This is a genomic window from Bacillus sp. FSL K6-2869 (genome assembly GCF_040869405.1).
In the GTDB taxonomy this organism is placed as follows: Bacteria; Bacillota; Bacilli; order Bacillales; family Bacillaceae; genus Bacillus; species Bacillus altitudinis.
In genome coordinates this window covers 1,091,139-1,117,651 of record NZ_CP152035.1, presented here as the reverse complement: position 1 = coordinate 1,117,651, position 26,513 = coordinate 1,091,139, and the positions used below count along the sequence as shown (strand labels likewise).

Genomic DNA, 26,513 nt, shown 5'->3' with positions numbered 1-26,513 from the left:
ACACTTGTGATTTATTTAGGTTGTTGATACATGAGCTCTTTGATTAACGCTTTTTGCACATGCAGACGATTTTCTGCTTGCTGGAATACTTTAGAATGTGGTCCATCAATGATATCAGCCGTCACTTCTTCTCCGCGGTGTGCCGGCAGACAATGAAGGAAGATATAATCTGCTGCTGCATGTTGCATGAGTTCCTCATTGACTTGATATTCTTTAAATTCAGCTAGACGTTTCTCTGTTTCAGCTTCCTGTCCCATGCTTGTAAATACGTCTGAATAAATGACATCTGCATCCTGAACAGCAGCTACTGGATCTGTTGTGACGATGACTTCTGCGCCTGATTGTTTTGCAAACGCCCGAGCAGTGTCTGTCACCTCTTGAAGAGGTTCATAGCCTTTTGGTGATGCAACGGCAATGTCGCAGCCTAACTGCGCGCAGCCGACCATTAAGGAATGAGCCACATTATTCCCATCACCGATGTACGCCACTTTCACACCTTTTAGTGTGCCTTTTGCTTCTTTAATCGTCAGTAAATCAGCCAGTGCCTGACATGGATGAGAGTAGTCCGTTAGTCCGTTGATCACTGGAATAGAGGCGTATTTTGCAAGTTCTTCTACCTTCTCATGTTCAAAGGTTCGAATCATAATGCCATCTACATACCCAGACAGCACCTGCGCTGTATCACCAATCGTTTCTCCTCTGCCAATTTGCAGATCATTTGAGCTGAGGAAGAGCGCATGTCCGCCTAGCTGCGTCATGCCCGCTTCAAACGAGACACGGGTTCTAGTTGAAGATTTTTCAAAGATCATCGCTAATGTTTTTCCTTTGAATAAATCTTGATATGGATGTTGTTTCATTTCTTCTGCTTTTTCAATTAAGTACGCAATGTCATTGATCGAAAAGTCTTTTAACGATAAAAAGTCTTTTCCGTATAATGCCGGTTGCACGTCGACTTGGCTCATGCCGTCACTTCCTTTTTATATAATTCGTGGAGAGATACTGGTGATACATCTCCATCTTTTCCTTGCAGGAACGCTTGCGCCGTTTCATATTCGGTTAGAACTTGAACACCATGTGTGAGTGCTTTTACACGCTGTTCTTTTGCCTCTTCATCATCACCTAAATGAATGTGAAGCGATTTATCGTCTTGTTGCAGCCACGATTCAAAGCTGCCAGTCCAGACGTCAAAGCCTGCTCGTTTTGCTTCATCTACGAATAATTCACTGCCTTGTATAAAGAGGCTTCCTTTCTGTTTCCAGATCGGTGCAAACACTTTTTTCAAGGCGCTTTCGACGTTCTTTCCTACACACATACCTTCACCCGTCGCCTTCATTTCAGGTGTGAGCTTTAAATCGATATCTTGAATGGCATGTGAGGAGAAGACTGGGAATTTAACAGCTGTGCCCCCCTTATTCTTCGTTGCCGGTTTCAATTCTTCAAGCGTTGCACCAGCTAACAGCTGAGTCGCCATTGGGATCATGTCAACACCCATGACTTTACTTACAACTGGAACAGTCCGGCTTGCCCGAGGATTCACCTCTAGTACGAGCGCCTGGTTCCCTTTTATCACAAATTGAATATTCATAATGCCTTTAAAAGCTAATTTCTTTGCGATTTGTTCAGAAGCGTTATACACCTGTTGTTTGATGTCTTCACTAATAGAGACACTTGGTAAGATGGCAAAGCTGTCACCTGAGTGTACGCCCGCTTTTTCAATATGCTCAACAATGGTTGGAATGAATGTCGTTTGTCCGTCTGAAATGAGATCCACTTCCACTTCTTTTCCAGTGACATACTCATCAATTAAGATCGGATAAGGTAAATGATCTGGCTGATCAAGTAGTTCTGCCAATTGAGCTTCTGTATGAACAACGATCATGCCCATTCCACCAATGACATATGATGGACGAATAAGAACAGGGTACCCGATGCTTGCAGCATGCTCCAGTGCTTCTTCTTTTGAATGTGCTGTATCTCCTTTTGCATGAGGAAGATTCAGTTCATCAAGAAGCTGATAGAATAAATCGCGATCTTCTAATGCATCTAGTGTGTCAAAGGACGTGCCTAACAAGGTAACGCCGGCTTTTTCTAAACCTTCCGCCACATTGATTGCTGTCTGCCCGCCAAATTGAACGATGACAAAATCAATTTGCTCCGCTTCAACTACGTTTAAAATATGTTCTAACGTGATCGGCTCAAAGTATAAACGATCTGCAATCTCATAATCGGTACTAACCGTTTCTGGATTATTGTTCATCATGATGGTTTCAAATCCAAGCTTTTGTAAAGTAAGAACGCCATGAACGGCACTATAATCAAACTCGACCCCTTGCCCAATTCGAATCGGACCAGAGCCAATGATGAGTGCACGCTGCTTTGTTTTCTCTTGATGCTCTCCATCACTTTTGCCAAAGTACGTAGAATAGAAGTAATTCGTTTTTGCATCGAATTCAGCCGCACATGTATCGACAATTTTAAATGAAGCGGCAATGCCATACTCTTGACGAAGCTGTCTGATATCTTGTTCACTGCGATCCGTCAGAGAAGCGATTGTTTCATCAAGGAAACCTTTTTCTTTCACCTTTCTTAAGGTGTCTTTGGATAGCGTCCCCTGATGATTCTTCAATTCTTGTTCGAGTGTGATCATATTCTTGAAGACATGTAAGAAAAACAGATCAATCTTCGTCGTTTCATGAATCGTTTCAACGGTTTCTTGTCTGGAAAGCAGCTCCATGACAGCGAAGAAACGGCGATCGTCCGGTGTTTTGATTAATTCAAATAACTGTTCAGTCGAATGTTCTTTCAGTTCAGGCAAGTGGAAGCCCTTTGTTTTGATTTCAAGTGATGCGACGGCTTTTTGAATGGCAGATTCTAAATTACGGTCAATCGCCATGACTTCACCAGTCGCCTTCATTTTTGTGCCTAATTTCCGGTCTGCCTGTTTAAATTTATCAAACGGCCAACGTGGGAATTTCACCACGACATAATCGAGTGCCGGCTCAAAGCTAGCATACGTTGTTCCTGTAAGCGGATTTTTCAATTCATCTAGTGTATAACCGACCGCAAGTTTTGCCGCCATTTTGGCAATCGGATAGCCTGTTGCTTTCGATGCAAGAGCAGAAGACCGGCTGACCCGAGGATTGACCTCAATGACAAAATATTCTTTGCTAAGTGGATCAAGAGCGAACTGGATATTACAGCCGCCAACGACATCAAGCGCTGAAATGATTTTTAAGCTCGCTGAGCGGAGCATTTGATAATCCTGATCCGTTAATGTCTGTGACGGTGCAACGACAATCGAGTCGCCTGTATGCACACCAACTGGATCGATATTTTCCATGTTACATACAGTGATACACGTATTTTGACGATCTCTCATGACCTCATACTCGACTTCTTTAAAGCCAGCAATGCTTTTTTCAACTAAGCACTGATGAATCGGACTCGCTAGAAGAGCACCTTCAATCAGCGGTTTAAAAGCCTCTTCAGTTAAAGCGATGCCTCCCCCTTTACCACCAAGTGTGTAGGCTGGTCGAAGAATGACAGGAAAGCCCACTTCTTTTGCAAATTGAAGGGCGTCTTTCGCATTATCCACAATTTCACTTTCTGGTACAGGTTCATTCAAATGCTTCATGAGAGCACGGAATTTCTCACGATCTTCACCGTTTTCAATTGTTTCAACTGACGTTCCGAGCAGTTTTACCCCATGCTTTTTCAGCACACCGGCTTTTTCCAGCTCGACAGCAAGGTTTAAAGCCGTCTGTCCGCCAAGATTGGCTAAAAGACCATCTGGTTTCTCTTTTTCAATGATTCTTGTCACTGAATCAACTGAAAGCGGTTCAAAATAAATTTCATCAGCAAATGACTCGTCTGTCATAATGGTTGCTGGGTTGTTATTCACTAAGATGACGTTGTAGCCTTCTTCTTTTAAGGCCATACAACCTTGTGTTCCTGAGTAATCAAATTCTGCTGCCTGACCAATGATGATTGGACCAGACCCGATGACTAGAATGGTTTGTATGCTTTGATCTTTAGGCATGTGCGACTTCTCTCCTTGCTTGTTTCACTTTCTCAATAAAATCATCGAATACCCATTCACTTTCTGCAGGGCCTGGATGTGCTTCTGGATGAAATTGAACGGACATAATCAGCTTCTCTTTATGAATGAATCCTTCAACAGATCCGTCATTCACGTGGAGGAATTTGACGTCCACTTCTTTGTCATTCATGCTTTTTTCATTGACCACATAGCTATGATTTTGGCTTGTCATAAAGACACGTTTTGATTCTGTATCTTGTACAGGATGATTCGCCCCGCGGTGGCCAAAAGGAAGCTTATACGTATCCCCGCCAAGCGCAAGAGCAATTAATTGATGACCTAAGCAAATGCCTAGTGTCGGGAAGGTCATCATGATGTCATGAATGGTTTTTAAATATGGCTTCATTGTTTTTGGATCTCCAGGTCCATTTGACAAAAGGATCGCATCTGGCTTGATATCAAATACCTTTTCCATTTGTTTGTACGGAATCACTGTGACTTTACAGCCGCGCGCTTCGAGTGAGTCCGCAATTGATTTTTTAAAGCCAAAATCAATGAGCGCTACATGATCCTCGCCGCTGCCTTGTGTGTATACTTCATCTTCTGTGACCTGCTCAACCACATTGTCTTGCTTCATTGCAGGTGGCGTTTCATTTTCGTCTAAACTAAGCACTGCATTCATCGTTCCATTGGCTCGAATGTTCTGCACGACTGCACGAGTATCTGTATGTGTAAGAAGCGGAATGTTCCACTTCTGTAAATAATCTTTTAAGCTTACGGCTGCAAGGTGATGAGAAAAATGATCAGCTGCCTCATAGACAACGACCGCTTTTACTTGTGGTTTTTTGCTCTCAAAGTCTTCATGATTGATGCCGTAATTTCCGATGAGCGGATATGTGAAGACAATGATTTGTCCTTTATAAGAAGGATCTGTGAGCACCTCTTGATAACCTGTCATCCCTGTAAAAAAGACCACTTCACCTGTCATGCCAGCTTCTCCTGTCAGATCTCCTTCAAAAGAGGCTCCATCTTCTAAATTTAAATAACCTTTCATGCTTGTGTCACCCCATATTGAATAATTAATAATATAAATGCATGTTTATGCGTTCTGGTGTAAAAAAATTTAGACCGTTACTGCTTCATTTGCTAACACTTGAATGATTGCTTCAATGGCTTGATCCAATTCAACTTTTTTGACATTCAGCGGAGGTAATAAACGAATGACATTCGGACCAGCTGGAAGCACAAGCAAACCTTGCTCTCGAAGGGCTGTGATGTAATCACCTACTGGCTGATGACACTCAATTCCTGCCATTAATCCTTTGCCCCGTACTTCTTTCACGATGTTCAGCTGTTTGACTTCTTGCAGTCTCTTTAAAAGGTACGCACCCTTTTCTTTCACTTCTGAAAGAAAGTCTTCTTTGAATATTACATCAAGGGTTGCGTTCACAGCTGACATAGCGAGCATATTCCCACCAAATGTTGTGCCATGAGAGCCTGGAGAAAATGCATCCCCTAAAGTTTTTTTCCCTATCACTGCACCGACTGGAAATCCATTCCCTAAACCTTTTGCGGCTGAAATAATATCAGGATCAAGTCCCGATTGCTCATAGGCAAATGCTGTCCCTGTTCGACCAATACCCGTTTGGATTTCATCTACAATGAGCAGTGCTTGATGTTTTTTGCAAAACATTTGAACGGCTTCTAGAAATTCAGCTGTAGCTGGATTGACTCCACCTTCACCTTGCACCACTTCCAGCATGACCGCTGCGACATCATCGATTTCACACGCTGTGATCGCTTCAGGGTCATTAAACGGTACATAATGAAAGCCTTCCAGCATCGGTCCAAAACCAGTTTTGATTTTATCTTGACCTGTGGCAGCCATACCAGCATACGTGCGCCCATGGAAAGAGTGCAAAAACGTCACAATATTTGTTTTACCTGTTGCTTTTCGGGCCAATTTAATAGCCCCTTCATTCGCTTCAGCCCCGCTGTTGCAGAAAAATACGAGATCTCCTGAACTGTTGGCTGCCAGCTTTTCCGCTGCTTTTTCTTGCAGTCCATTTTCAAATAGATTTGATACGTGCCAGACCTCGTCAAGCTGCTTCTTGATGGCTTGATTGACCTTTGGATGATTGTGACCTAAATTCGTGACCGCAATGCCTTGTATAAAGTCTAAATATTTTTTCCCAGTTGTATCAACTGCCCAAGAACCTTCTGCCTCTTTAATTTCAACATTCCACCGTCCGTACGTTTGAAAGAGATGACTCACAGGACCGCCTCCTTTTGTTTTACAATTCGAGTTCCTTTAAAGGTATCTCCTGTAAAAATACTGCCTTTTCCATTCACAATCATGACTTCATCCACATCTCCTGATAAAGCACTTAGCGCAGATTGCACTTTTGGAATCATTCCCCCGGAAATAATACCTTCATCGATGAGCTTGAGAGCTTCTTGTTCGGTGACAACGTCTAACAGCTCACCATTTTTTAAAATTCCTTCCACATCTGTGACAAACATGAGCTTATCAGCTTTCATAGCTCCTGCGACTGCTGATGCTGCAAGATCAGCATTTACATTTAACGTTTGGCATTCTTCGGTCATAGATAGCGGCGCAATGACGGGAATGAATTGTTTCTCCATTAGTGCTTCTGCCATCTCTGGATTGACTTCTTTGATTTCGCCAACGTACCCATATACATCTTGATCGAGAAAATCGGCGACAAGCATCTGTCCATCTTTACCAGATACACCGACAGATGATATATCATGCTTTGCCAACTCTGAAACAAAGTATTTATTCACCGTTCCTGAAAGGACCATTTCGGCTACCTCTAACACCGGCTTTGTTGTTTTGCGCTGTCCATCTACAAATTCCGTTTTCACTTCTAATTTTTGCAGCATGCTCGTGATTTCAGGACCCCCGCCATGTACGATAGCCAGTTTAAATCCAGCAGCTTGAAGTGAGCGGACATTTTCATAAAAGGTATCGGAAAGTTCTCGAATGACACTGCCTCCACACTTGAACACGATCGTTTTATCCATGTCTATCTCCTTCATTATGTGCGATAGCTCGCGTTAATTTTCACATAATCATAGGTAAGGTCACAGCCCCATGCTGCCGCTTCACCATTTCCTTCATTCATTTGAATGAAAATCGTAATCTCATCCTGCTCTAGATACGCTTTTGCTTCCTCTTCTGAGAAAGACTGAGGTTCATTATGTTTAAACAGACATTGCCCGCCTAAGTAAACTTCCACCTCTTCTGGCGTGACAGAAGCTGCGCTATGACCGATTGCTCCGACAATCCGTCCCCAGTTGGCGTCCGTACCGTATACGGCTGTTTTCACAAGACTTGAACCTACGATTTTTTTTGCAATAATACCCGCTTCTAAGTTGTTTTTTGCACCAACAACTTTCGCTTCGATTAATTTGGTTGCACCTTCTCCGTCTCTTGCAATCTCTTTTGCTAGATCTTCACAGGCTAGTTTTAATCCTTCTTTAAACAATGGCCATTCTGGATGTTCTTCATTCAGTGCCTGGTTTTCTGCCATTCCATTTGCCATCACAAGCACCATATCGTTAGTTGATGTTTCTCCATCGACGGTAATTTGATTAAACGTCACATCTGTAATGTCACGAAGAGCATTTTGCAAAGCTTCTTGTTCGACATTTGCATCGGTTGTGACAAACCCGAGCATTGTTGCCATGTTCGGATGAATCATACCAGAGCCCTTTGCTGCACCAGAAATGAGAATCTCTTTCCCGTCTATCGTCAAGGAGTATGTCGTATTTTTAATGACTGTATCTGTTGTTAAAATCGCTTCTTCAAAGTGGCCATTTCCTGCTTTTGCTTCTTTTAGCTGAGCGATGCCTGTTTTGATTTTATCCATATCCAGACACTCTCCAATGACACCAGTAGAAGAAACAGCAATGTAATCAGGCTCTGTGCCTAACATGTCTGCACAGGCTGCCTGCATGTCGTATGCATCTTTTAATCCCTGCTCACCTGTACATGCGTTGGCGATCGCACTATTGACAATGACACCTTTTAGTTTGCCCGTCTTTTTTAAGCTTTTTTGTGTGACTTGAAGGGGCGCAGCTTGAAAGTGACTTTGAGTGTATACCGCTGCACTCGCTGCTGGTACTTCACTGATGATCAAGCCAAGGTCTTTTTTTGAATAGCGTAATCCTATATGAATCCCCTTTGCTTCAAAACCTTTTGGTGATGATACGTCCCCGTCTATTTTGACAATACTTTTTTCATTCAATTCGATCATGTTTGTTGTCTCCCCTGTTCTTATGGATAGAGAGGTGTCATTGTGAGGCCCGCCTCTTCATGTAAGCCTTTGATGATGTTGAAGTTTTGAACCGCTTGGCCGGCTGCACCTTTCATGAGATTATCTATGACAGATACAATCGTCAGTCTCCCTGTTCGCTCATCTAAATGAAAACCAATGTCACAGAAGTTACTGCCGTATACTTCTTTTGTTTGCGGATATATCCCATGATCTCTCACTCTTACAAAATAGGAATCTTCATAAAAGTCCTTCATCCGTTTCATTAATTCTTCTTTTGTGACATCTGATTTCAATTGTGTATACATCGTCGCCATAATCCCTCTTGTCATCGGGACAAGGTGTGTTGAAAATGTGATGTTCGCCGTTTGCGGGTTCCATTCTCTAAGTACTTGTTCTATTTCAGGTGTGTGCTGATGTTCATTCACCTTATAAATTTTAAAGTTATCGTTCAGCTCTGAAAAATGTGTGCCAAGTGAGGCTGATCGTCCTGCACCGGACACCCCGGTTTTTGCATCTATTATGATCATAGATTCATCGATTAAATTCTGTTTCATCAGCGGTGCTAAACCTAGAAGAACTGCAGTAGGAAAGCAGCCTGGGTTTGCAATGACTTCCGCTTGCTTAATGGTTTCACGATTCAATTCAGATAATCCGTATACAGCTTGTTGAACCGATGCTTCATCCGCTGCCCTTCGTTTATACCACGCTTCATAAACAGTTCCATCTTGAATGCGCAAGTCACCTGATAAATCAATAATTGGCACCCCTTGATTCATGAGCTTCGGTGTGAGTTCACTTGAAACGCCTGCTGGTGTCGCTAAAAACACAGCATCTGTTTCTTGCACAATGGCAGCCGGATCAATGGCTTTTAATGTTTGGTCAGTAATCGTTGTCAGATGCGGATAAGATTGACTGTATAATTGCCCATCACCACTTGATGAATACAATATACATTCCTCCACATGTGGATGCTGCTTAAAGATACGAACTAATTCCGCACCACCGTACCCTGTAGCACCTATAATACCTATTTTCAACGTCAATACACCCTCTTGATCTTTGTGAAATTATTTAACATTATAACATGTATAAAAATTAATTCAATTGTATATTTAATATTTGTTTTCATTTTTTTTCATAAAAAAATCCACATATCTTCGTGAGACATGCGGATTTTATCTACTGTTCTTCATATTGAGGACCAGAAGCGCACTGCATAAATATAATAGGGAACTTGCATAAAAAATCAAATGAATGGTGAAGAAATCAGCAAACAGGCCGCCAAGCATAATGGCGATGGATGAAAAAAGCGCTGTCCAAAAATGATAGTGCCCAACTTCTTTCATTCGCTTTTTCTCGTTTGTGAGTTCGGTGACGAGTAGTTTCTCTCCGTGCTTCTGAACACCACCTAGCACACCTAAGGCAAGCTGAATCATATAAACTTGCTCTACTTCTGTGATATGTGGAAAAAGTAGAAGAAGAAACCCCATACCAAACGAATGAATGATTAAAAAGAGACGCCTGTCGGTCGTTTCAGGAAGTTTTCCTAATAATAAATGAATGAACGCACCGCTCAAACCAAACAGACCATAAGCAAGACCAAATTGAGAGTAGCTCGACCCAACATTTTTAATAAAAAGAATATAAAAAGGGAAAATGAGACTACTGGCGAAAAACAGTAGACTTTGTGAATAGACGAACCATTTCATTGCTTTAGCATTCATTGTGTATTGTACCTTTCATAAAAGTAGTTGATAAATCTGCCATCTGGATCTGCTTGCTTTTTCTTTTGAAAGAATAGATCGGTTTTTGGATACGCTTGTTTCATTTGTGCTTTCGTTTGATACGGCATGTATGGTAAGTAATAGCTTCCATGGTGCCGCAAGGTGATATCTGTCATTTGCCGGATGACCCGCTCTGCTTCTGCCTTCTCTTCTTTCTCAAAACCATAATTCACTAACAAAACAAGTGCAAACATATCTTCTTTCGCATATGAGAGATCCGCTTTTTCATTTTTTTGTACGTAGCGGATTGTGATGTTCATTAAATTCAATTCTTCCTGTTGTAAAAAGCTTCTCATGTCGTCGATATACGCACGAAAACGATCAACTGGAACAAAGTATTCTTGAAGCACATCGGTATCTGACTCATTTTCATATTCTAAAAAGGCAGAATCAGACCGCATCACGTTATTTCTTGTGATCAGCTGGTCATTTTGACTTTGAAAATACTTCTTTTGCAAGTTCCATAGCAAATCTTTCCCCATATCAAATCTTCTCGAAAGGCCGAGCATAAATTTTAAAGGGATGACGAGCTGATCTTCTTTGAGCTCACGGTATGGATCGATCTGTTGATCAGAAGTAAGCGAATAATTCGTCACATACATCTCTTTCAAAAAATTTGTTTTCGCTGTAGAGATTCTTGCGAGATGCATGCGCACTTCTTTATTGTTCTTTACATTCTTTTGAAAATAATCAGTGTATTCATCGAAGTGTAGAGAGGTTGTCTCCATTTTATATAATTCATCCTTTGTTAAGGAAAGCTCAACATCTAAAATGACACCGAATAAGCCGTATCCTCCAATCACGGCAGTAAATAAATCATCGCTAGGCTTTACTGTGATGATTTCTCCATCTGCTTTTAACAGTGTGAAAGAGCGCACAGTGTCAATGAGTGAGCCGTAGCGAATGTCCCGTCCATGTGCATTTGCACTTAACGAGCCACCAATTGTAAAGATGTTTTGAGATTGCATCACCTTTACTGCAAGACCATATGGGTTCACATATTTTTGAATATCATCCCATGTGGCGCCGCTTTGGACCCGAATGGTCTTCTTTTTTTCATTAAATGATACGATTCGACGAAATTTCGTCATGTCTAGTACAATGCCATTTTCATAATACGTGTGGCCGCCCATACTATGCTGCTTTCCGGCGATTGAAATGGGCAGATTTTTCTCTTTTGCTTCTTCTAATACTTCTTTTAAAGATTCTATTTCTTTTCCTTGCACGACTTTTTTTATTTTGACCGGCATAAGGTGACTCACATCTGTAAACGCCTCAAGTCCTTGCCTTTTGTGTGCTTGACCTTCACGTATAGAGACTGATGCAAAAAAGGCAGCGCCATATCCCATCAAAAGAACGATCCATATCCACTTTCGTTTCATTATAGGTACTCCGTTCTATAAAATTACATCCATTATATCAAGCCATACTCCTCCTCTATCTTAATTTTTCATAAAAAAACCTGGTACGAGTTCAACTCATACCAGGCATTTTTCATATTTACTTATTGAATACCAAGCGCAATTTTAGCGTATCTTGACATTTTGTCACGTGTCCAAGGTGGATTCCATACGATGTGAACTTCTGTTTCTTTCACTTCAGGCAAGTCACTTAATGCTTTTTTCACTTCATCCACGATAACTGGTGCTAGGGGACACCCCATTGATGTTAAAGTCATTGTGATATCCGCTTTTCCATTCTCATCAAGATCGACATCATAGACAAGTCCAAGGTTGACGATGTCTACGTTTAACTCAGGGTCAATCACCTGTTCTAGGGCGCCTAAAATATTTTCTTTCAATGCTTCATCCATGATATCCACTCCTTTTTCAACTAGTATAACGTACTTTTCCTTTTGGCTAAACGTTTGTGCTTTTCAGGTGTGTCACAAACCAGTCAATGGTTTCAAACATTGCTTGTCTTGAGACCTTATGGCCAGCCTGTCCATCTGTGATAAAACGAATCAGGTGAGGATCTTCTTTATATTGGGTTTCTGCTAACTCGTCATAAAGAGCTTTTGCATGTCTGTAAGGGACAACTGGATCGTTTTCTGCATGCCAGAATAACAATGGCCTTTTGTTTAATCGATCTGTTTGCAGCGTTAGATCATAAGGACGCAGCGCGTCTAATTGCTGATGAACCTCTTCATCTGTAATCTCTTTCATCAACCCTTTGTGCCGCATGTCCATAATTTGTGCTTGTAGGAATGTCGTATATTTCGGACTGCCCATCAAGCTGACTGCCGCTTTAATCCAATCATGTTTTGCGAGTGCACCAAAGGTCGTGATGCCTCCCATGGAAGTACCTGCAACACCTATTAGATCGGCTTCAATCAATTGTTTTTCTTGAAAATATGTTTTTAAGATATCGATTTCACGTATTTCGTTCAGGACGATTTCCCAAAACTTTGATGCCAGTTCCTCTAAGCTGAGGTTTTCTGATCTTACACCATGATAAGCACAGTCAGGCAAAATGACTCTCATGCCTTTTTCCGCCAAATGAAAGGCGAAGTGTAAGTTGTGCTCGCGTGCACTTGTAAATCCATGTATAAAAAATACAAGTGGCATCGGTTTATCTTTATTTTCAGCTTTTACGATATGTAAAAATGGAATATCGTGCGTCATTTGCTCATCAATGGTGATCACAGCCTATGAATCCTCCTTTATCATTCCCGTCTTTGTTTATTTTAACATGTAGACAACGAAGATGTGATAAAGATACACTATAGGTGGAGGCACCCGCACCAGCTGCCTCCTATTACTTACAGATCAAAGGAGATTTTATGGAGACTAAACCTTATCTAATCGCACTTGACCTGGATGGCACGTTATTAAAAGACGATAAAACGATTTCTGCACACACACTTGATGTCATTCAAAAAGTGAAAGACAGCGGGCATCATGTCTGTATTTCAACTGGCCGGCCATTTCGTTCCAGCTCTCCTTATTATCAGCAATTGCAGCTCGATTCACCGATTGTGAACTTTAATGGAGCGTTTGTCCATCATCCTCTTGATGAAAAATGGGGCAGATTTCACACATCACTTGATCTTCAAGTCGTGAAACAGCTTGTGGATATTAGTGAGGAATATAAAGTACACAATGTGTTAGCTGAAGTGCTAGACGATTTGTATTTCCATTATCATGATGAAAAGCTCATTGATATATTTAATATGAATGCAAACAAAGTGACCGTTGGAGACCTTCGGAACAATCTTGGAGAGAATGTCACAAGCGTCTTAATTCACGCAAAAGAAGAAGACGTCGGAGCGATTCGGAGCTATTTGACAGATGTTCATGCAGAAGTGATTGACCACAGACGCTGGGCTGCTCCGTGGCATGTCATTGAAATCATTAAAACAGGTATGAACAAAGCCGTTGGACTGCAAAAGATCAGTGATTATTACGGTGTGCCTCAGGAGCGGATTGTGGCATTCGGAGATGAAGACAATGATTTAGAAATGCTTGAATTTGCTGGATGCGGGGTTGCAATGGGCAACGGGATTGATGCAGTGAAACGCGTCTCTAATGAAGTGACAGATACGAATGAACAAGATGGGATTGCAAAATTCCTAACGAATTACTTCTCGCTTTAATTTTTCCATTCATACATAGCAGGTCGAAGCGGGCATACTACCGTTAGACAGGTTGTCCTGTCAGCTTGTGTAAAGGGGCGGATTCCGAATGGGTAAAAGAAGCAAATCGAAACGCTTTATACAACAAGGTAAAGATTCAGTCAGTCTGCATGACGCACGTTTTCCGTATCGTTCCACACTTGAAGAGGCTGCGGAGGACAGGGGAAATATGAAGACTGATGCTTCTGGAGGTTCATTGTGAGAAACGAACTTTTTGATCAAGCCAAATCATTTACTGAGGAAGCCCTTACTTCTTCATTTCCATCTGGTTTAGAGCGTCAACAAGCAGTTCAGCGAGCTAAAAACGCTGTATCATCTGCATTTGCTAATTCGACAGATGCAGAAAGAAACCAGCTGCATACGTTCCAAGACCTGCTTGATGATCTTTAACGAAAAAAGCTGTCCGCTTTGTGGACAGCTTTTCTTATGCTTATTTCACTTGGAACGTTTTCTTCTCAGTGATTTGCTTTAGCCCTTCTGCTTTTCCTTTAAATGTGACGACCGCTTCATACGTTCCCGGCTCCACACCGTTTGACCACGTATCTTGGAAGTCATATGTTTCATCTGCTTTCAGCACAAAGGATTGGATGGCTTGTGTGAACATACGGTCTTTCGAGTAACGGTATTTTTCATTTCCGTCTTCATCGTACACACTCAATTCGAATTTTTGGCTTGTGTTAAACGTGAATTCAATATCTCGATCTGATTCATTTTTTAGTGACATATGAAATTGAACCGAAGAACCTTTTTGGACGGGGTCTACTGTGAGTACAACGGTTTTTTCTCCCATTTGACCGGATACCTCCTTGTCTGGTTCATCCTTTTTTTGTTGTCCACAAGCTGTTAAAACCAATAGAACGAGAAAAAGCACTAACCCTTTTTTCATCTTCTACCCACCTTTTAATCTCGTCTGAAAAATCCAAGAATATTGGTTGTTTGAACAATATTTGTAAAGGCTTTTGGATCGACTTCCTTTATAATTTGTTCAAGTTCATACAGCTCATACCTTGTAATGACAATGACCATCATTTCTTTTTGTTCATTGGTAAATGCCCCTTTTGCCGGAACAGTCGTAATCCCTCTGACCATTTTTCCATAAATGGCTTCTTTGATTTCATCTGCTTTCTTTGTCACAATCATGGCGGTCAGCTTTTCATGTCTCGTATGGATGGCATCAATTACCCTAGTCGTCACATATAATGTGACAAGGGTATATAAAGCTTTCTCCCAACCTTGTAACAATCCTGCTGTAAAAATGATAATTCCGTTTAAAATGAAGAAATACGTGCCCACTGGTTTGTCTTTCCATTTCGCTAAAATCATCGCAATAATGTCAAGGCCGCCTGTAGATGCCCCATATTTCAGTGTAATCCCAATGCCAAGTGCAGAAATGACTCCGCCAAATACAGCATTTAATAAAATATCTTCAGAAACACTTGTCTCTGGTAAAATGCCGAGGAAAATCGTTGTCAGTGCCACACTAATAATGCTATACAAAGTAAAGGAACGACCAACCTTCATCCAGCCTAAAATGCCGACCGGAATGTTTAAAATAAATAATAGGATCCCTGTTGATAAATAAAACGGTGCATATTGATCGATTAAACTAGATAACAGCTGGGCAACCCCTGTAAAACCACTTGCATATACGTCAGCAGGGATTAAAAATAAATTCAGCCCAATCGCATTGAGTAAGGCACCAATGACGACGACGATGAATTTTTTTGCTTCTCCAATGAACATGTTGTCATTCCTCCACTTACCATTCTCTCTATGGTTTTCCCTAAAATTTAGAATTTGAACACGAAAAAATGATTTTCTATGATATAGTTAGGCTAAAAAGATATAAAATATGGTTGATTTTTTTAGAAAGAAGGGATTTTGATGACTGTTCATATCATAGCAGACAGTGCTGCTGATCTGCCTCTTTCTTATTATGATGAACAAAACATGACACTCATTCCGCTGCGTGTGTTACTCGGCGAGCAGGAATTTGAGGATTTGATCACCATTGAACCAAAACAAGTATTTGATGCGATGAGACAAGGTGCAAGTCCAAAAACATCACAAGCTTCACCGAACCGGATCAAAGAAGCCTTTGTTTCTGCAGCCCAAACCCATACATCGGCTATTTATGTTGCCTTTTCATCAGAGCTTTCAGGTACATACCAAACCGCTGTGATGATGGCAAACGAAGTGAAGGAAGAATACCCTGATTTCGATTTACGAATCATTGATTCTAAATGTGCTTCACTTGGTTATGGACTAGCTGTCAAACACGCTCAATCACTTGCCATTGACGGAAATACAATACAAGAAATTGAAACGTCTGTAAAGCATTTTTGTGAATCTTTACAACATATTTTTACTGTAGACGACTTATCGTATTTAGCAAGAGGCGGAAGAATCAGTAAAGCGTCCGCATTTGTTGGCGGATTGTTAAGTATTAAACCCATTTTACACGTTGAGGATGGAAAACTGATACCCCTTGAAAAAATTCGTGGCCGTAAAAAATTATTGAAACGCATTATCGAGCTGATGAAAGAACGCGGATCTGACTGGTCTAGTCAAACTGTTGGCATTAGTCATGGAGATGACCCTGCACTTGCAGAAGAAATGAGACAATTAATCGAAGCCGAATTTCACCCAAAAGAAATCGACATCCAGGTCATCGGAGCGGCTGTTGGGTCCCACTCAGGCCCTAGCACACTTGCCATCTTCTTTACAGGCAGCCCATCATAAAAAGCACCCTTCCCTGAAACATCACGGGAAGGGTGCTTTTCTTATGATAGCTTAAATCGGTGAACGGTTTCGTTTAACCTTGCTGTCATATTCATCAGTTCTTCTACTTGTTTGTTCATTTGATGGAAAGATTGCAGCTGTTCGTTTGCCGAGGCAGAAATTTCTTCGCTGCCCGCTGCCGTTTCTTCTACAACGGCACTAATATTTTCAATCGAGTGCAGCACTTGTCCGCCAAGCTCTGTTGATTGAATAATTTGGTCATTTAAGACCGCCATTTCTTGCTTAATATGTTGTGCTTTTGTTTCTATATCTTCAAAGGAGTGTGAGGTTTTGTCCATTGCATCTTGCTGCTGAAGTGATAGCTTGACCCCTTCTTGTACAGTTTGGCTAATGGATTGAATGCCTTTTTCAATATGACTCACCATGTCAAAAATTTGTCTTGTTGCACGAGACGATTCATCTGCCAACTTACGGATTTCGTCCGCTACGACGGCAAACCCTTTGCCAGCTTCTCCTGCTCTTGCCGCTTCAATCGCCGCATTAAGCGAAAGGAGGTTTGTCTGGTCCGCAATATCAGAAACCGTTTTGGCCATTGCGGAGATTCCGCTTGCGTACTGAGTGAATTCTCCTGCAGACTCTTCAATTTGTCTCGTCGCACGTGTATTTTTTTCAATGGCTGCTTTTGTTTCTGTTAACGTGTGCTTTCCGCTTTCCACCGCTCCAATGGCATCCTCTGTACTACGGATGACTGTATGTGATCTCTCGGAATTCTTACGGCCATGTGAATCCATTTTCTCAATCAAACTAACGCCATGCTGAAGGTCTTCTGAAATCGCTTGTGAACCATTCGCCATTTCGTCTGTCGATACAGACACTTGATTGGCCGATTCCATAAGCTTTTTGTTTTCATCATCTAACTGAATCGAGAATGATTCCACTTGACTTGAGACATGGCTGATTTCTTGAATCAAGCTAATCAGCTGATCCGTCATTTGATTGAACGACTCATTTAATCCGCCGATTTCATCTTTCCGCTTGATGTTCATCCGCTCCACAGCGAGGTTTCCTTCGGCAATCTGTTTTGCCCGGTAAGAAAGGGATTTGATTGGTGTCACAATGGATCTCGTTAAACCAATATTTAAAAAGACGGCGATGACCATCAGCGTGAGGGCTGCGACAGATGCGCTTGTAATGATCCATTGCACATTGTCTGCCGCCTCCTCTAAATGGTATTCATACGCTTCTTGTGCTCTTTTATTCATCGTATGCACGTCGTTTAAAACACCGTCAATTCTGGCAGCTACTCGTCTGGCATCAGAGGCATTTTTTTCACCAATGGCATTGTTTGCTTCTTGCGTCCATGTGTCAAACTTTGAATTTAACCGTGTTAGGGCTTCTTTGTTCATATTTCCTGCGTTTTTGTTTAACGTTTGCAGCTGTTTTTTCGCTGTCGATATATCGCTTTGAACGACCTCTAGCTGTTCATCTGAAAGGGTCATGGAATAATTGGTCATGGCTTGTTCGACACTTTCAAAGCTGGCCTTCGTTTTTTGTACGTTCAGTAAGGTTTGAACTTCTGTTTCGCTTGATGACTGAATCTTTGTCATGCTCACAATAATAAAGGCAATTACGCCAACCGCTAAAAGAAGTGAAATGAGTGAGTTGAGCAAAATTTTGATGCGTAAGCTCATGATGCTGCCCCCTCTTCTTTCAGAAGTGTCTGCTTCAGTCCATTTAATTTTTTGGTCAATTTCTCAGCATCTTTGAGCACCCGGATTCTTGCCATATCGATTCCGTCATTACTTAAGTCATAGACGATATGCCCGCTTTTGATTTTGCTGCTTTTGACGAGCTGTTCGCTGAATTGATAAACGACTTCATCTACTTTTTTGACCATAGACGAAATAACGGCTTTTTCAGCTGTATAATACTGATCGCTGTCCACGCCGATTGCATATTTGCCTTGCGTTTGCGCTTCTTTTAATACACCAACACCCGTATAACCGGCTGCGGCATATAAAACATCTGCTTTCTTTTTGATCATGTCTTTCGCTATTTTACTGCCTTTGCCTGCATCACTAAATGTGCCAGCATACGTGGATACGACCTTGATTTTCGGATTCACAGATTTTGCGCCTTTTTGATAGCCTTGTTCAAATCGGTGGATCACCTCTGCATCGACTCCGCCCACAAAACCAATGACATCACTTTTTGTTGTCATGGCAGCAAGAGCTCCCGCTAAATAGCTGCCCTGCTCTTCTTTAAAAGTCACTGATGTGACATTTTTCAGTTCAGACACAGCATCAATGAGTAAAAATTGCTTTTTCGGATATTTTTTCGCTACCTTTTCTAAGTCTTCTTGCATACTGAAACCTACACCGATGATCAGGTCATTTCCATCTTTCACAAGCTCGGTCAGCCCTTTTTCATATGTATCGGTTTCTGCAATTTCTCTATAATCGAATTCAATGCCAAGCTCATCACGTGCTTTTTCTAATCCTTTAAATGATGAATCGTTAAATGATTGATCACCAAGACCATCATCCGTCAGCATGACACCAATATGCTTCGCATTTGATACCGGGGGTCCTCCCTGCTGATTGCTGCATGAGGCGAGTACCATGATCATAGCTGCCATCAGAAGTAATGAAATCTTCACTTTCATCCAAAAACACACTCCTTTTATCATCCTTACCTCTTATTTATCGGATTTGAGAGTCATTGTTTCAATGATAAAATGAAGGATTTTCAGCTTTTTTCATGACTTTTTTCACTGAAAAAAACCATTATTTATGACAAAAATAAAAAAAGCGAGCAAATGCTCACTTTTTCTCGTATGTCCATCCTTCTTTTTGGTAAACAAGATCATTTTTCATCAGATGACCTAATGCTCGTTTGAAGGCTGCTTTGCTCATTTGAAATCTTTCCCGGATATCTTCTGGATCACTTTTATCCCCGTAAGGCATTGCACCGTTTCTCGTTCTCATGTAAGTTAAAATTTCTTCTGCATCGACAGATAATGCATCCTGTTTTCTAGGCAGCAGAGAAACGTTCACGGTTCCGTCCTCTTTCACTGCAATGACGCGTCCTGTCACGGTCGATCCTAATCTAGGCTCTTCCTTTCGTTCCGTGCGGTGGATAAACCCACGCACGCCTGTATCTGTCAGCATAAAAGAACCTGTCGCAATTAAGCGATAAATCGTTCCCGTAATTTCTTTGTTCATTAACGTTTCTGGCGCCTCAGTAAATAATTCACTGATCACATCTTCAGTGGCTGGTTTTGCGAACATTCTCCCGTAACTTGTCACTTTGAGCATACAGTATAGTTTGTCGCCTTTTTTCGGCCACGCTTCCTCAAAAGGCGGGAGGTGTTCAGTTGCAACAAGTGCATCCTTTGACAAACCTATATCGACAAAAGCACCCATATCTTCTACAACGTCTACGACTTCTACCCAGTCGTATGTATGTGCATTGATTTTAGGAATTTTCATCGTCGCTGCCAGTCTTTCTTCATGATCTACATATAAGTAGACCTCTACTTCATCACGATCTCCAATATCCTCTGTCATCTCACTGCGATGTAGGAGAACAGAATCTTCGCCATCTGTTAAAAAGTAGCCGTATTCCATCTCGTTATCTATTTGCAAGGTCAGTTGCTCACCTGGTCTCATGTTCTCTTCCTTCCTATCTGCCCTTAAAAGAGCGTTCGTTCATCTTTTGATTCACTTTATTCTACTATACTTCTGTCATCATGAACATCTCTAGTTCTGTTAGCTAAAGTGGACAAACTGCACTTGAATTATACCGCATACATCTGAACTCTCTTCGATAAAGTTTCTTCTTCCCCTATGGGCATGATAAAATAGACGCAATATCTATAGTTGGAGGTCATATGTGATGGCAAAAGAAAGTTCATTTGATATTGTATCGAAGGTGGAGCTGCCAGAGGTGCAAAACGCCATTCAAGCAGCACTGAAAGAAATTAAAAACCGTTATGATTTTAAAGGAAGTAAAAGTGATATTTCACTAGAAAAAGAAGAACTCGTTCTCATTTCTGATGATGACTTCAAGCTGGAGCAGCTAAAGGATGTCCTTGTGACAAAACTGATTAAACGAAACGTACCGACTAAAAACATTGACTATGGAAAAACAGAACATGCCCTAGGTGGAACCGTTCGCCAGCGTGCAAAGCTGATTAGCGGGATTGATAAGGACAATGCCAAAAAGATCAATGCCTTGATCAAACAATCTGGTTTAAAAGTAAAGTCGCAATTTCAGGATGACCAAGTGCGTGTGACAGGAAAAAATAAAGATGATTTACAAGAAGTGATGGCGCTCATGCGCAAGGCAGATTTACCGATTGACGTCCAATTTATAAATTTTCGATAAATTTCAAATTTTCCATTGATTATTTCCGATTTTTTCGATACAGTTGATGGAAGTTCAATTCATTGACATGTTCATATCGCTTTCTTATCAAGAGAGGCAGAGGGACTGGCCCTGTGAAGCCTCAGCAACCGGTGTAGTAGAAATCTATTTTCTATGACCAAGGTGCTAAATCCAGCAAGCAACTGCTTGGAAGATAAGGAGAAGAATTTCAATACAGCCAAAAAGTCTTCTTCTTATCAGAAGGCTTTTTTTGTTACATAGAAATAAGGAGGAAACCAATGGGCCTATTACAAGACTTACAAAATCGCGTACTGATTGCTGATGGAGCAATGGGAACACTTTTATACTCTTATGGCATTGACCGCTGCTTTGAAGAATTAAATTTATCGAAAGAAGATGAAGTCAAAAGAGTGCACGAAGCTTATGTGCAAGCTGGAGCGGACATTATTCAAACGAACACATACGGCGCGAATTATATTAAACTATCCCGCTATGGCTTAGAGGAAGAAACAAAACGCATTAACACAAAAGCTGTACAAATTGCTAAAGCAGCCGCTGGCTCAGCTTATGTCCTCGGAACGATCGGCGGCATTCGAACATTTAACAAAAATGCCTACTCTTTAGACGAGATTAAACGGAGCTTTAGAGAACAGCTCTATATCCTTTTAAATGAAGAGCCTGATGGGTTACTGCTTGAAACATATTACGATATTGAAGAAGCAAAAGCCGTTCTTGAGATTGCTCGCAAAGAAACAGCGCTTCCGATTGTCATGAACGTCTCCATGCATGAGCAAGGTGTATTGCAGGACGGTACACCGCTAAAAGACGGTTTATCTGAATTATCCTCACTTGGCGCTGATGTCGTCGGCATTAACTGCCGATTAGGCCCTTATCATATGATTCAGGCACTTGAAGGCGTTCCACTTTTGGAAAATTCTCATTTATCTGTCTATCCAAACAGCAGTCTTCCCTCCCTTGAAGAAGGCAGACTCGTCTATGATACAGATAATGATTATTTCCGAAAAAGTGCACTTGAGTTTAGAAATCAAGGCGCACGAATCATTGGAGGCTGCTGCGGAACAACCCCTCAGCATATTAGCGCCATGGCTGAGGCGGTCAAAGATTTAGCACCTATCACCGAAAAAGAAGTGAAAGTATTAAAAGAAGAAATCATTTCCATCCAAGATCAACGGACAGAACCAGGTCTTGACGAGCTGGCTGTGAAAAAACGTTCGATTATCGTCGAGCTGGACCCGCCGAAGAAGCTGAACTTTGAAAAATTCCTTATCGCAGCGAACGAATTAAAAAGTGCAGGCATTGATGCCCTCACGCTGGCCGATAACTCTCTAGCTACCCCGCGTATTAGCAATGTGGCATGCGGCGCTTTATTAAAACAGCAGCTTGATATGCGTTCACTTGTCCATATCACATGTCGTGATCGCAATTTGATTGGACTCCAATCCCACTTAATGGGGCTGGACACGCTTGGACTAACCGATATTTTAGCCATCACAGGCGATCCGTCTAAAATTGGAGACTTCCCAGGTGCGACATCTGTGTATGATTTAACCTCCTTTGATTTGATCCGTCTGATCAAACAATTTAACGAGGGGCTATCTTTCTCTGGGAAACCGCTCGGGAAAAAGACTAATTTTTCAGTGGCTGGCGCGTTTAATCCCAATGTCCGTCATATTGATAAAGCGGTCAAACGCCTCGAGAAGAAAATCGAATACGGTGCCGATTATTTTATTTCACAACCTGTTTACTCTGAGGAACAGCTTGTGAAGATTCATGAAGAAAGCCGACATTTGGATAAACCGATTTACATCGGTATTATGCCGCTAACAAGCAGCCGAAATGCTGAGTTTATTCATCATGAAATTCCCGGCATTAAATTGTCTGACTCGATTCGTGAGATTATGGCCAAGGCAGGCGAAGATAAAGAAAAGCAGCGGACAGAAGGGTTAGCGATTGCCCGCTCTTTATTAGATACAGCCTGCGAATTGTTTAATGGTATCTATTTAATTACCCCTTTCCTTCGATCAGATTTAACAGCAGAACTGACAACTTACATCCATCAGAAAGAAAAGGAGCCAAACATCCATGCCAACTATCACTGAACAGCTCAAAAAACGCATCCTCGTCCTTGACGGTGCAATGGGCACAATGATTCAAAACGCCGATCTCACAGCAGAGGATTTCGGCGGAGAAGAGTATGAGGGCTGTAACGAATATTTGAACGTCACAGCCTCTCATATTATCTCCACGATTCACCGGCAATATCTTGAAGCAAGTGCAGATTTAATCGAAACAAATACATTCGGCGCAACGAAGCTCGTTCTCGATGAATATGGACTTGGCCATCTCGCCTATGAATTGAACGTAAAAGCAGCTCAGCTGGCAAAGCGTGAAGCAGACCGTTTGTCGACACCAGACTGGCCCCGCTTTGTTGTAGGCGCAATGGGGCCCACTACAAAAACATTATCCGTAACAGGCGGCACAACGTTTGAAGAGCTCGTTGCAAATTATGAAGAACAAGCCCGCGCCCTGATTGATGGGAAATGTGATGCTCTTCTTTTAGAAACGAGTCAAGACATGCTGAATGTCAAAGCTGGATTTAAAGGTATTCAAGAAGCCTTTCACGCGACCGGTATTGAGCTGCCACTGATGGTGTCAGGGACGATTGAACCAATGGGCACCACCCTTGCCGGTCAAGATATTGAAGCCTTTTATATCTCACTTGAGCATATGAAACCAATCAGCGTCGGACTAAACTGTGCAACTGGTCCAGAATTTATGACAGACCATATCCGTACACTCTCCTCCATCTCAAAGTCGGCTGTCAGCTGCTATCCAAACGCTGGTCTCCCTGATGAAGAAGGGCAATATCACGAATCCCCTGCTTCGCTTGCTAAAAAAATTGCCGCTTTTGCAAAAGAAGGCTGGTTAAATATCGTCGGCGGCTGCTGCGGTACAACGCCTGCACATATTCAGGCATTGTCAGATGAAGTACGTTCGCTTCAGCCCCGCAGCATGTCGCATGAGTCATCACCGCATACCGTATCAGGAATCGAGCCCCTCATTTATGAAGAAGCAATGCGCCCCCTCTTTGTTGGTGAGCGCACAAATGTCATTGGTTCACGCAAATTCAAACGGCTCATCGCAGAACAAAAGTTTGAAGAGGCCGCAGAAATTGCCCGTGCTCAAGTGAAAAATGGCGCTCACGTCATTGATGTGTGTCTAGCAGACCCTGATCGTGATGAGATAGCAGACATGGAAGGCTTTTTAAAAGAAGCCATGAAAAAAGTGAAAGCTCCTTTTGTCATTGATTCAACCGATAAACATGTCATCGAAAAAGCACTCATGTATTCTCAAGGAAAAGCCATTATTAATTCTATTAATTTAGAGGATGGAAAAGAGCGCTTTGAAGAGATTCTTCCGCTTGTCAAGCTATATGGCGGCGCACTTGTTGTTGGAACAATCGATGAAAAAGGGATGGCCGTCACAGCAGATCGAAAACTTGAGATTGCCGTAAGATCCCATGACCTGCTCACGAAAAAATATGGAATCCCTGCGAGTGATATCATTTTTGACCCGCTTGTCTTTCCAGTAGGTACTGGAGACGAACAGTATATTGGGGCTGCTGAAGAGACGATTAAAGGCATTGAGCGAATCAAAGCAGCACTGCCTGAATGTCTCACCATTTTAGGCATTAGTAACGTGTCTTTCGGACTCCCGCCAGTTGGCAGAGAAATATTGAATGCCGTTTATTTGTATCACTGCGTAAAAGCAGGGCTTGATTATGCGATCGTGAATACTGAAAAGCTTGAACGCTTCGCTTCAATTCCAAAGGAAGAAATCAAGCTGGCTGAAACTTTACTTTATGAAACAAATGATCAAACCCTTGCTGAGTTCACCCAATTTTATCGCGGGAAAAAGAAAACAGAGAAGAAACCAAAGATCTCCTTATCACTTGATGAAAGGCTGGCACTCTATGTCGTCGAAGGGACGAAAGAAGGCCTGATTGATGATTTGGCCCTTGCTTTGGAGAAATTTGAATCACCTCTTCATGTCATCAATGGACCATTAATGCAGGGAATGTCAGAGGTTGGGCGCCTTTTTAATCAAAACGAATTGATTGTAGCTGAAGTCCTCCAATCCGCTGAGGTCATGAAAGCATCTGTTTCATACCTTGAGCAATTTATGGAGAAAAAGGACGCAAGCGGCAAAGGGAAGATTCTCCTCGCCACCGTCAAAGGCGATGTCCATGATATAGGGAAAAACCTGGTCGACATCATTTTGAGCAATAATGGCTTTCACGTCGTCGATCTCGGAATCAAAGTAACCCCGCAAACATTGATTGAGGCGGTGCAAAAAGAAAAGCCAGATATGATTGGATTATCAGGTTTACTTGTCAAATCAGCACAGCAAATGGTCTTGACCGCTCAAGATTTACAAAAAGCAAACATTTCTGTTCCCATTTTGGTGGGCGGCGCGGCGCTTTCACGGAAGTTTACGAAGATGAAAATTTCGCCTCAATATGATGGTCCCGTCCTTTACGCCAAAGATGCAATGGACGGCCTGTCTTTAGCGAATGAATTAAGAGCGAACCCTCTTCAATTTCAAACAAAACCCTTAGAGGATCAAGAAACACTCCATAAGGAAAAAGAAACAACGCGGCCAAAAGCCGTGATTGAATTACTAGAAAAACGCGCGACACTTTCGGAGGCAGCGATTTTCACGCCAGAAAATACGAAACGCCATTATGTACGGGATATTGATTTGCACCACATTATGCCCTATGTCAATGAGCAAATGCTGATCGGCCATCATCTCGGTTTAAAAGGAAAGGTCAAAAAGCTGTTGGCTGAACAGCATCCAAAAGCATTAGAGTTAAAACAGCTGATCACAGATCTTCTTCAAGAAGGCAGAGAGAAAAACTGGTTTGCACCTGCATTCGTCTATCAATTCTTCCCTGCCAATTCAAATGGGAATGACCTGCATATCTACGATCCAGAAGCGCCTGACCGCGTCATTGAGACATTCCAATTTCCAAGACAGGAAAAACTTCCGTACCGGTCTATTTCTGATTATGTGCGGAAAAGCGGAGAGAACGAGAAAGATTATATCGCCTTATTTGCAGTGACGGCTGGTGCCCGCATACGAGAGGTTGCGCAGCAATTTAAACAAGAGGGTGACTATTTAAAAATGCATGCGGTCCAAGCTTTAGCACTTGAGCTTGCAGAAGGATTGGCTGAACGAACGCACCAAGTAATTCGTGATAAATGGGGATTCCCAGACCCAGTCGATTTCACGATGGAGAAACGGTTCCAAGCCAAATATCAAGGTCAGCGCTATTCCTTTGGCTATCCAGCGTGCCCTAATCTAGAAGACCAAGAAAAACTATTTCACCTGCTGCAGCCAGAAAAAATCGGGATTCATCTCACAGAAGGGTTTATGATGGAGCCCGAAGCATCTGTTTCAGCCATTGTCGTTTCTCATCCTGAAGCTCGATATTTTAACGTTCACTAAAAAAACCTCCTGAATGGGAGGTTCTTTTTACAAATAAAAATGGAATAAATATGAAAAATTACGTTTATTTACCGATATTATAAATGAAA

23 protein-coding genes and 1 riboswitch are annotated in these 26,513 nt (G+C 41.9%); of the genes, 7 read left to right on the top strand and 16 right to left on the bottom strand.

Annotated features, from left to right (window positions below):
* Nucleotides 1-11: 11 nt before the first annotated feature.
* From argF to MHI58_RS05500, 11 genes are all read right to left on the bottom strand, one after another.
* Nucleotides 12-962 (bottom strand): ornithine carbamoyltransferase, encoded by a 951-nt coding sequence (gene argF / locus MHI58_RS05550; protein WP_024720054.1) that lies wholly within the window; start codon nt 960-962, stop codon nt 12-14.
* Nucleotides 959-4,039, bottom strand: coding sequence for a carbamoyl phosphate synthase large subunit (locus MHI58_RS05545; protein WP_056407968.1), 3,081 nt, complete (start codon nt 4,037-4,039; stop codon nt 959-961). The genes argF and MHI58_RS05545 overlap by 4 nt, the downstream gene beginning before the upstream one ends.
* Nucleotides 4,032-5,093 (bottom strand): carbamoyl phosphate synthase small subunit, encoded by a 1,062-nt coding sequence (locus tag MHI58_RS05540; protein ID WP_017367005.1) that lies wholly within the window; start codon nt 5,091-5,093, stop codon nt 4,032-4,034. The genes MHI58_RS05545 and MHI58_RS05540 overlap by 8 nt, the downstream gene beginning before the upstream one ends.
* Before the next feature lie 69 nt (nt 5,094-5,162).
* Nucleotides 5,163-6,314 (bottom strand): acetylornithine transaminase, encoded by a 1,152-nt coding sequence (locus MHI58_RS05535; RefSeq protein ID WP_056407971.1) that lies wholly within the window; start codon nt 6,312-6,314, stop codon nt 5,163-5,165.
* On the bottom strand, nt 6,311-7,087 hold the full coding sequence (gene argB, locus MHI58_RS05530; RefSeq protein ID WP_017360181.1) for an acetylglutamate kinase: 777 nt from the start codon (nt 7,085-7,087) through the stop codon (nt 6,311-6,313). Before argB ends, MHI58_RS05535 begins: the two co-directional genes overlap by 4 nt.
* A gap of 14 nt (nt 7,088-7,101) precedes the next feature.
* Entirely contained in the window at nt 7,102-8,322 is a 1,221-nt protein-coding gene (gene argJ / locus MHI58_RS05525) for a bifunctional ornithine acetyltransferase/N-acetylglutamate synthase (RefSeq protein WP_007499060.1), read from the bottom strand.
* A gap of 20 nt (nt 8,323-8,342) precedes the next feature.
* The gene (gene argC, locus MHI58_RS05520; protein ID WP_026050072.1) at nt 8,343-9,380 is read right to left on the bottom strand and encodes an N-acetyl-gamma-glutamyl-phosphate reductase; all 1,038 of its coding nucleotides are present in this window, start codon (nt 9,378-9,380) and stop codon (nt 8,343-8,345) included.
* A gap of 138 nt (nt 9,381-9,518) precedes the next feature.
* Complete coding sequence (locus tag MHI58_RS05515) at nt 9,519-10,067, bottom strand: MFS transporter (RefSeq protein WP_056407974.1); 549 nt, start codon at nt 10,065-10,067, stop codon at nt 9,519-9,521.
* Nucleotides 10,064-11,509, bottom strand: coding sequence for an FAD-binding oxidoreductase (locus MHI58_RS05510; protein WP_274660972.1), 1,446 nt, complete (start codon nt 11,507-11,509; stop codon nt 10,064-10,066). The genes MHI58_RS05515 and MHI58_RS05510 overlap by 4 nt, the downstream gene beginning before the upstream one ends.
* A gap of 122 nt (nt 11,510-11,631) precedes the next feature.
* Entirely contained in the window at nt 11,632-11,940 is a 309-nt protein-coding gene (locus tag MHI58_RS05505) for a metal-sulfur cluster assembly factor (protein ID WP_003211530.1), read from the bottom strand.
* 46 nt (nt 11,941-11,986) lie between these two features.
* Nucleotides 11,987-12,772 carry an alpha/beta fold hydrolase gene (locus MHI58_RS05500; protein ID WP_041507472.1) on the bottom strand — a complete coding sequence of 262 codons (786 nt, stop codon included), beginning with the start codon at nt 12,770-12,772 and terminating at the stop codon, nt 11,987-11,989.
* A gap of 137 nt (nt 12,773-12,909) precedes the next feature.
* Between MHI58_RS05500 and MHI58_RS05495 the strand changes: the two genes are divergently transcribed.
* The 3 genes from MHI58_RS05495 to MHI58_RS05485 all read left to right on the top strand — a co-directional run bounded on the left by MHI58_RS05495 (nt 12,910) and on the right by MHI58_RS05485 (nt 14,151).
* Nucleotides 12,910-13,722: a Cof-type HAD-IIB family hydrolase gene (locus MHI58_RS05495; protein WP_008348537.1), complete on the top strand. Its 813-nt coding sequence runs from the start codon at nt 12,910-12,912 to the stop codon at nt 13,720-13,722.
* A gap of 88 nt (nt 13,723-13,810) precedes the next feature.
* Nucleotides 13,811-13,963, top strand: a complete 153-nt coding sequence (locus MHI58_RS05490; RefSeq protein ID WP_008348539.1) for a hypothetical protein — start codon at nt 13,811-13,813, stop codon at nt 13,961-13,963.
* Complete coding sequence (locus MHI58_RS05485) at nt 13,960-14,151, top strand: DUF3813 domain-containing protein (RefSeq protein ID WP_008348541.1); 192 nt, start codon at nt 13,960-13,962, stop codon at nt 14,149-14,151. The genes MHI58_RS05490 and MHI58_RS05485 overlap by 4 nt, the downstream gene beginning before the upstream one ends.
* A 40-nt stretch (nt 14,152-14,191) precedes the next feature.
* Here the strand turns inward: MHI58_RS05485 and MHI58_RS05480 are convergent, their stop codons facing one another.
* Together MHI58_RS05480 and MHI58_RS05475 are read right to left on the bottom strand one after the other, a co-directional pair.
* Nucleotides 14,192-14,647: a BsuPI-related putative proteinase inhibitor gene (locus MHI58_RS05480; protein WP_008348542.1), complete on the bottom strand. Its 456-nt coding sequence runs from the start codon at nt 14,645-14,647 to the stop codon at nt 14,192-14,194.
* 14 nt (nt 14,648-14,661) lie between these two features.
* Entirely contained in the window at nt 14,662-15,504 is an 843-nt protein-coding gene (locus MHI58_RS05475; RefSeq protein ID WP_007499067.1) for a YitT family protein, read from the bottom strand.
* Nucleotides 15,505-15,645: 141 nt separating this feature from the next.
* Between MHI58_RS05475 and MHI58_RS05470 the strand changes: the two genes are divergently transcribed.
* Entirely contained in the window at nt 15,646-16,503 is an 858-nt protein-coding gene (locus MHI58_RS05470) for a DegV family protein (protein WP_008348544.1), read from the top strand.
* Between the two features lie 41 nt (nt 16,504-16,544).
* On the opposite strand, the gene MHI58_RS05465 is transcribed toward MHI58_RS05470, so the two are convergent.
* From MHI58_RS05465 to MHI58_RS05455, 3 genes are all read right to left on the bottom strand, one after another.
* Nucleotides 16,545-18,194: a methyl-accepting chemotaxis protein gene (locus MHI58_RS05465; RefSeq protein WP_045034694.1), complete on the bottom strand. Its 1,650-nt coding sequence runs from the start codon at nt 18,192-18,194 to the stop codon at nt 16,545-16,547.
* A complete protein-coding gene (locus tag MHI58_RS05460) occupies nt 18,191-19,168 on the bottom strand; it encodes a BMP family protein (RefSeq protein ID WP_039167385.1) in 978 nt (325 codons plus the stop codon). Before MHI58_RS05460 ends, MHI58_RS05465 begins: the two co-directional genes overlap by 4 nt.
* Before the next feature lie 157 nt (nt 19,169-19,325).
* The gene (locus MHI58_RS05455) at nt 19,326-20,174 is read right to left on the bottom strand and encodes a S1 RNA-binding domain-containing protein (RefSeq protein ID WP_017360190.1); all 849 of its coding nucleotides are present in this window, start codon (nt 20,172-20,174) and stop codon (nt 19,326-19,328) included.
* Between the two features lie 226 nt (nt 20,175-20,400).
* Between MHI58_RS05455 and MHI58_RS05450 the strand changes: the two genes are divergently transcribed.
* The 3 genes from MHI58_RS05450 to metH all read left to right on the top strand — a co-directional run bounded on the left by MHI58_RS05450 (nt 20,401) and on the right by metH (nt 26,424).
* On the top strand, nt 20,401-20,892 hold the full coding sequence (locus MHI58_RS05450; protein WP_024720044.1) for a YajQ family cyclic di-GMP-binding protein: 492 nt from the start codon (nt 20,401-20,403) through the stop codon (nt 20,890-20,892).
* A gap of 81 nt (nt 20,893-20,973) precedes the next feature.
* Nucleotides 20,974-21,092, top strand: a riboswitch (SAM riboswitch).
* 78 nt (nt 21,093-21,170) lie between these two features.
* Complete coding sequence (locus MHI58_RS05445; protein ID WP_045034695.1) at nt 21,171-23,012, top strand: bifunctional homocysteine S-methyltransferase/methylenetetrahydrofolate reductase; 1,842 nt, start codon at nt 21,171-21,173, stop codon at nt 23,010-23,012.
* Nucleotides 22,996-26,424, top strand: coding sequence for a methionine synthase (gene metH / locus MHI58_RS05440; RefSeq protein WP_045034696.1), 3,429 nt, complete (start codon nt 22,996-22,998; stop codon nt 26,422-26,424). The genes MHI58_RS05445 and metH overlap by 17 nt, the downstream gene beginning before the upstream one ends.
* Nucleotides 26,425-26,513 lie beyond the last annotated feature (89 nt).

Bases quoted from the DNA above. Each gene is read 5' to 3' on its own strand.
- argF (WP_024720054.1), bottom strand. From the start codon at position 962: ATGAGCCAAGTCGACGTGCAACCGGCATTATACGGAAAAGACTTTTTA.
- MHI58_RS05545 (WP_056407968.1), bottom strand. From the start codon at position 4,039: ATGCCTAAAGATCAAAGCATACAAACCATTCTAGTCATCGGGTCTGGT.
- MHI58_RS05540 (WP_017367005.1), bottom strand. From the start codon at position 5,093: ATGAAAGGTTATTTAAATTTAGAAGATGGAGCCTCTTTTGAAGGAGAT.
- argB (WP_017360181.1), bottom strand. From the start codon at position 7,087: ATGGATAAAACGATCGTGTTCAAGTGTGGAGGCAGTGTCATTCGAGAA.
- argJ (WP_007499060.1), bottom strand. From the start codon at position 8,322: ATGATCGAATTGAATGAAAAAAGTATTGTCAAAATAGACGGGGACGTA.
- MHI58_RS05515 (WP_056407974.1), bottom strand. From the start codon at position 10,067: ATGAATGCTAAAGCAATGAAATGGTTCGTCTATTCACAAAGTCTACTG.
- MHI58_RS05510 (WP_274660972.1), bottom strand. From the start codon at position 11,509: ATGAAACGAAAGTGGATATGGATCGTTCTTTTGATGGGATATGGCGCT.
- MHI58_RS05505 (WP_003211530.1), bottom strand. From the start codon at position 11,940: ATGGATGAAGCATTGAAAGAAAATATTTTAGGCGCCCTAGAACAGGTG.
- MHI58_RS05495 (WP_008348537.1), top strand. From the start codon at position 12,910: ATGGAGACTAAACCTTATCTAATCGCACTTGACCTGGATGGCACGTTA.
- MHI58_RS05490 (WP_008348539.1), top strand. From the start codon at position 13,811: ATGGGTAAAAGAAGCAAATCGAAACGCTTTATACAACAAGGTAAAGAT.
- MHI58_RS05480 (WP_008348542.1), bottom strand. From the start codon at position 14,647: ATGAAAAAAGGGTTAGTGCTTTTTCTCGTTCTATTGGTTTTAACAGCT.
- MHI58_RS05475 (WP_007499067.1), bottom strand. From the start codon at position 15,504: ATGTTCATTGGAGAAGCAAAAAAATTCATCGTCGTCGTCATTGGTGCC.
- MHI58_RS05470 (WP_008348544.1), top strand. From the start codon at position 15,646: ATGACTGTTCATATCATAGCAGACAGTGCTGCTGATCTGCCTCTTTCT.
- MHI58_RS05465 (WP_045034694.1), bottom strand. From the start codon at position 18,194: ATGAGCTTACGCATCAAAATTTTGCTCAACTCACTCATTTCACTTCTT.
- MHI58_RS05460 (WP_039167385.1), bottom strand. From the start codon at position 19,168: ATGAAAGTGAAGATTTCATTACTTCTGATGGCAGCTATGATCATGGTA.
- MHI58_RS05455 (WP_017360190.1), bottom strand. From the start codon at position 20,174: ATGAGACCAGGTGAGCAACTGACCTTGCAAATAGATAACGAGATGGAA.
- MHI58_RS05450 (WP_024720044.1), top strand. From the start codon at position 20,401: ATGGCAAAAGAAAGTTCATTTGATATTGTATCGAAGGTGGAGCTGCCA.
- MHI58_RS05445 (WP_045034695.1), top strand. From the start codon at position 21,171: ATGGGCCTATTACAAGACTTACAAAATCGCGTACTGATTGCTGATGGA.
- metH (WP_045034696.1), top strand. From the start codon at position 22,996: ATGCCAACTATCACTGAACAGCTCAAAAAACGCATCCTCGTCCTTGAC.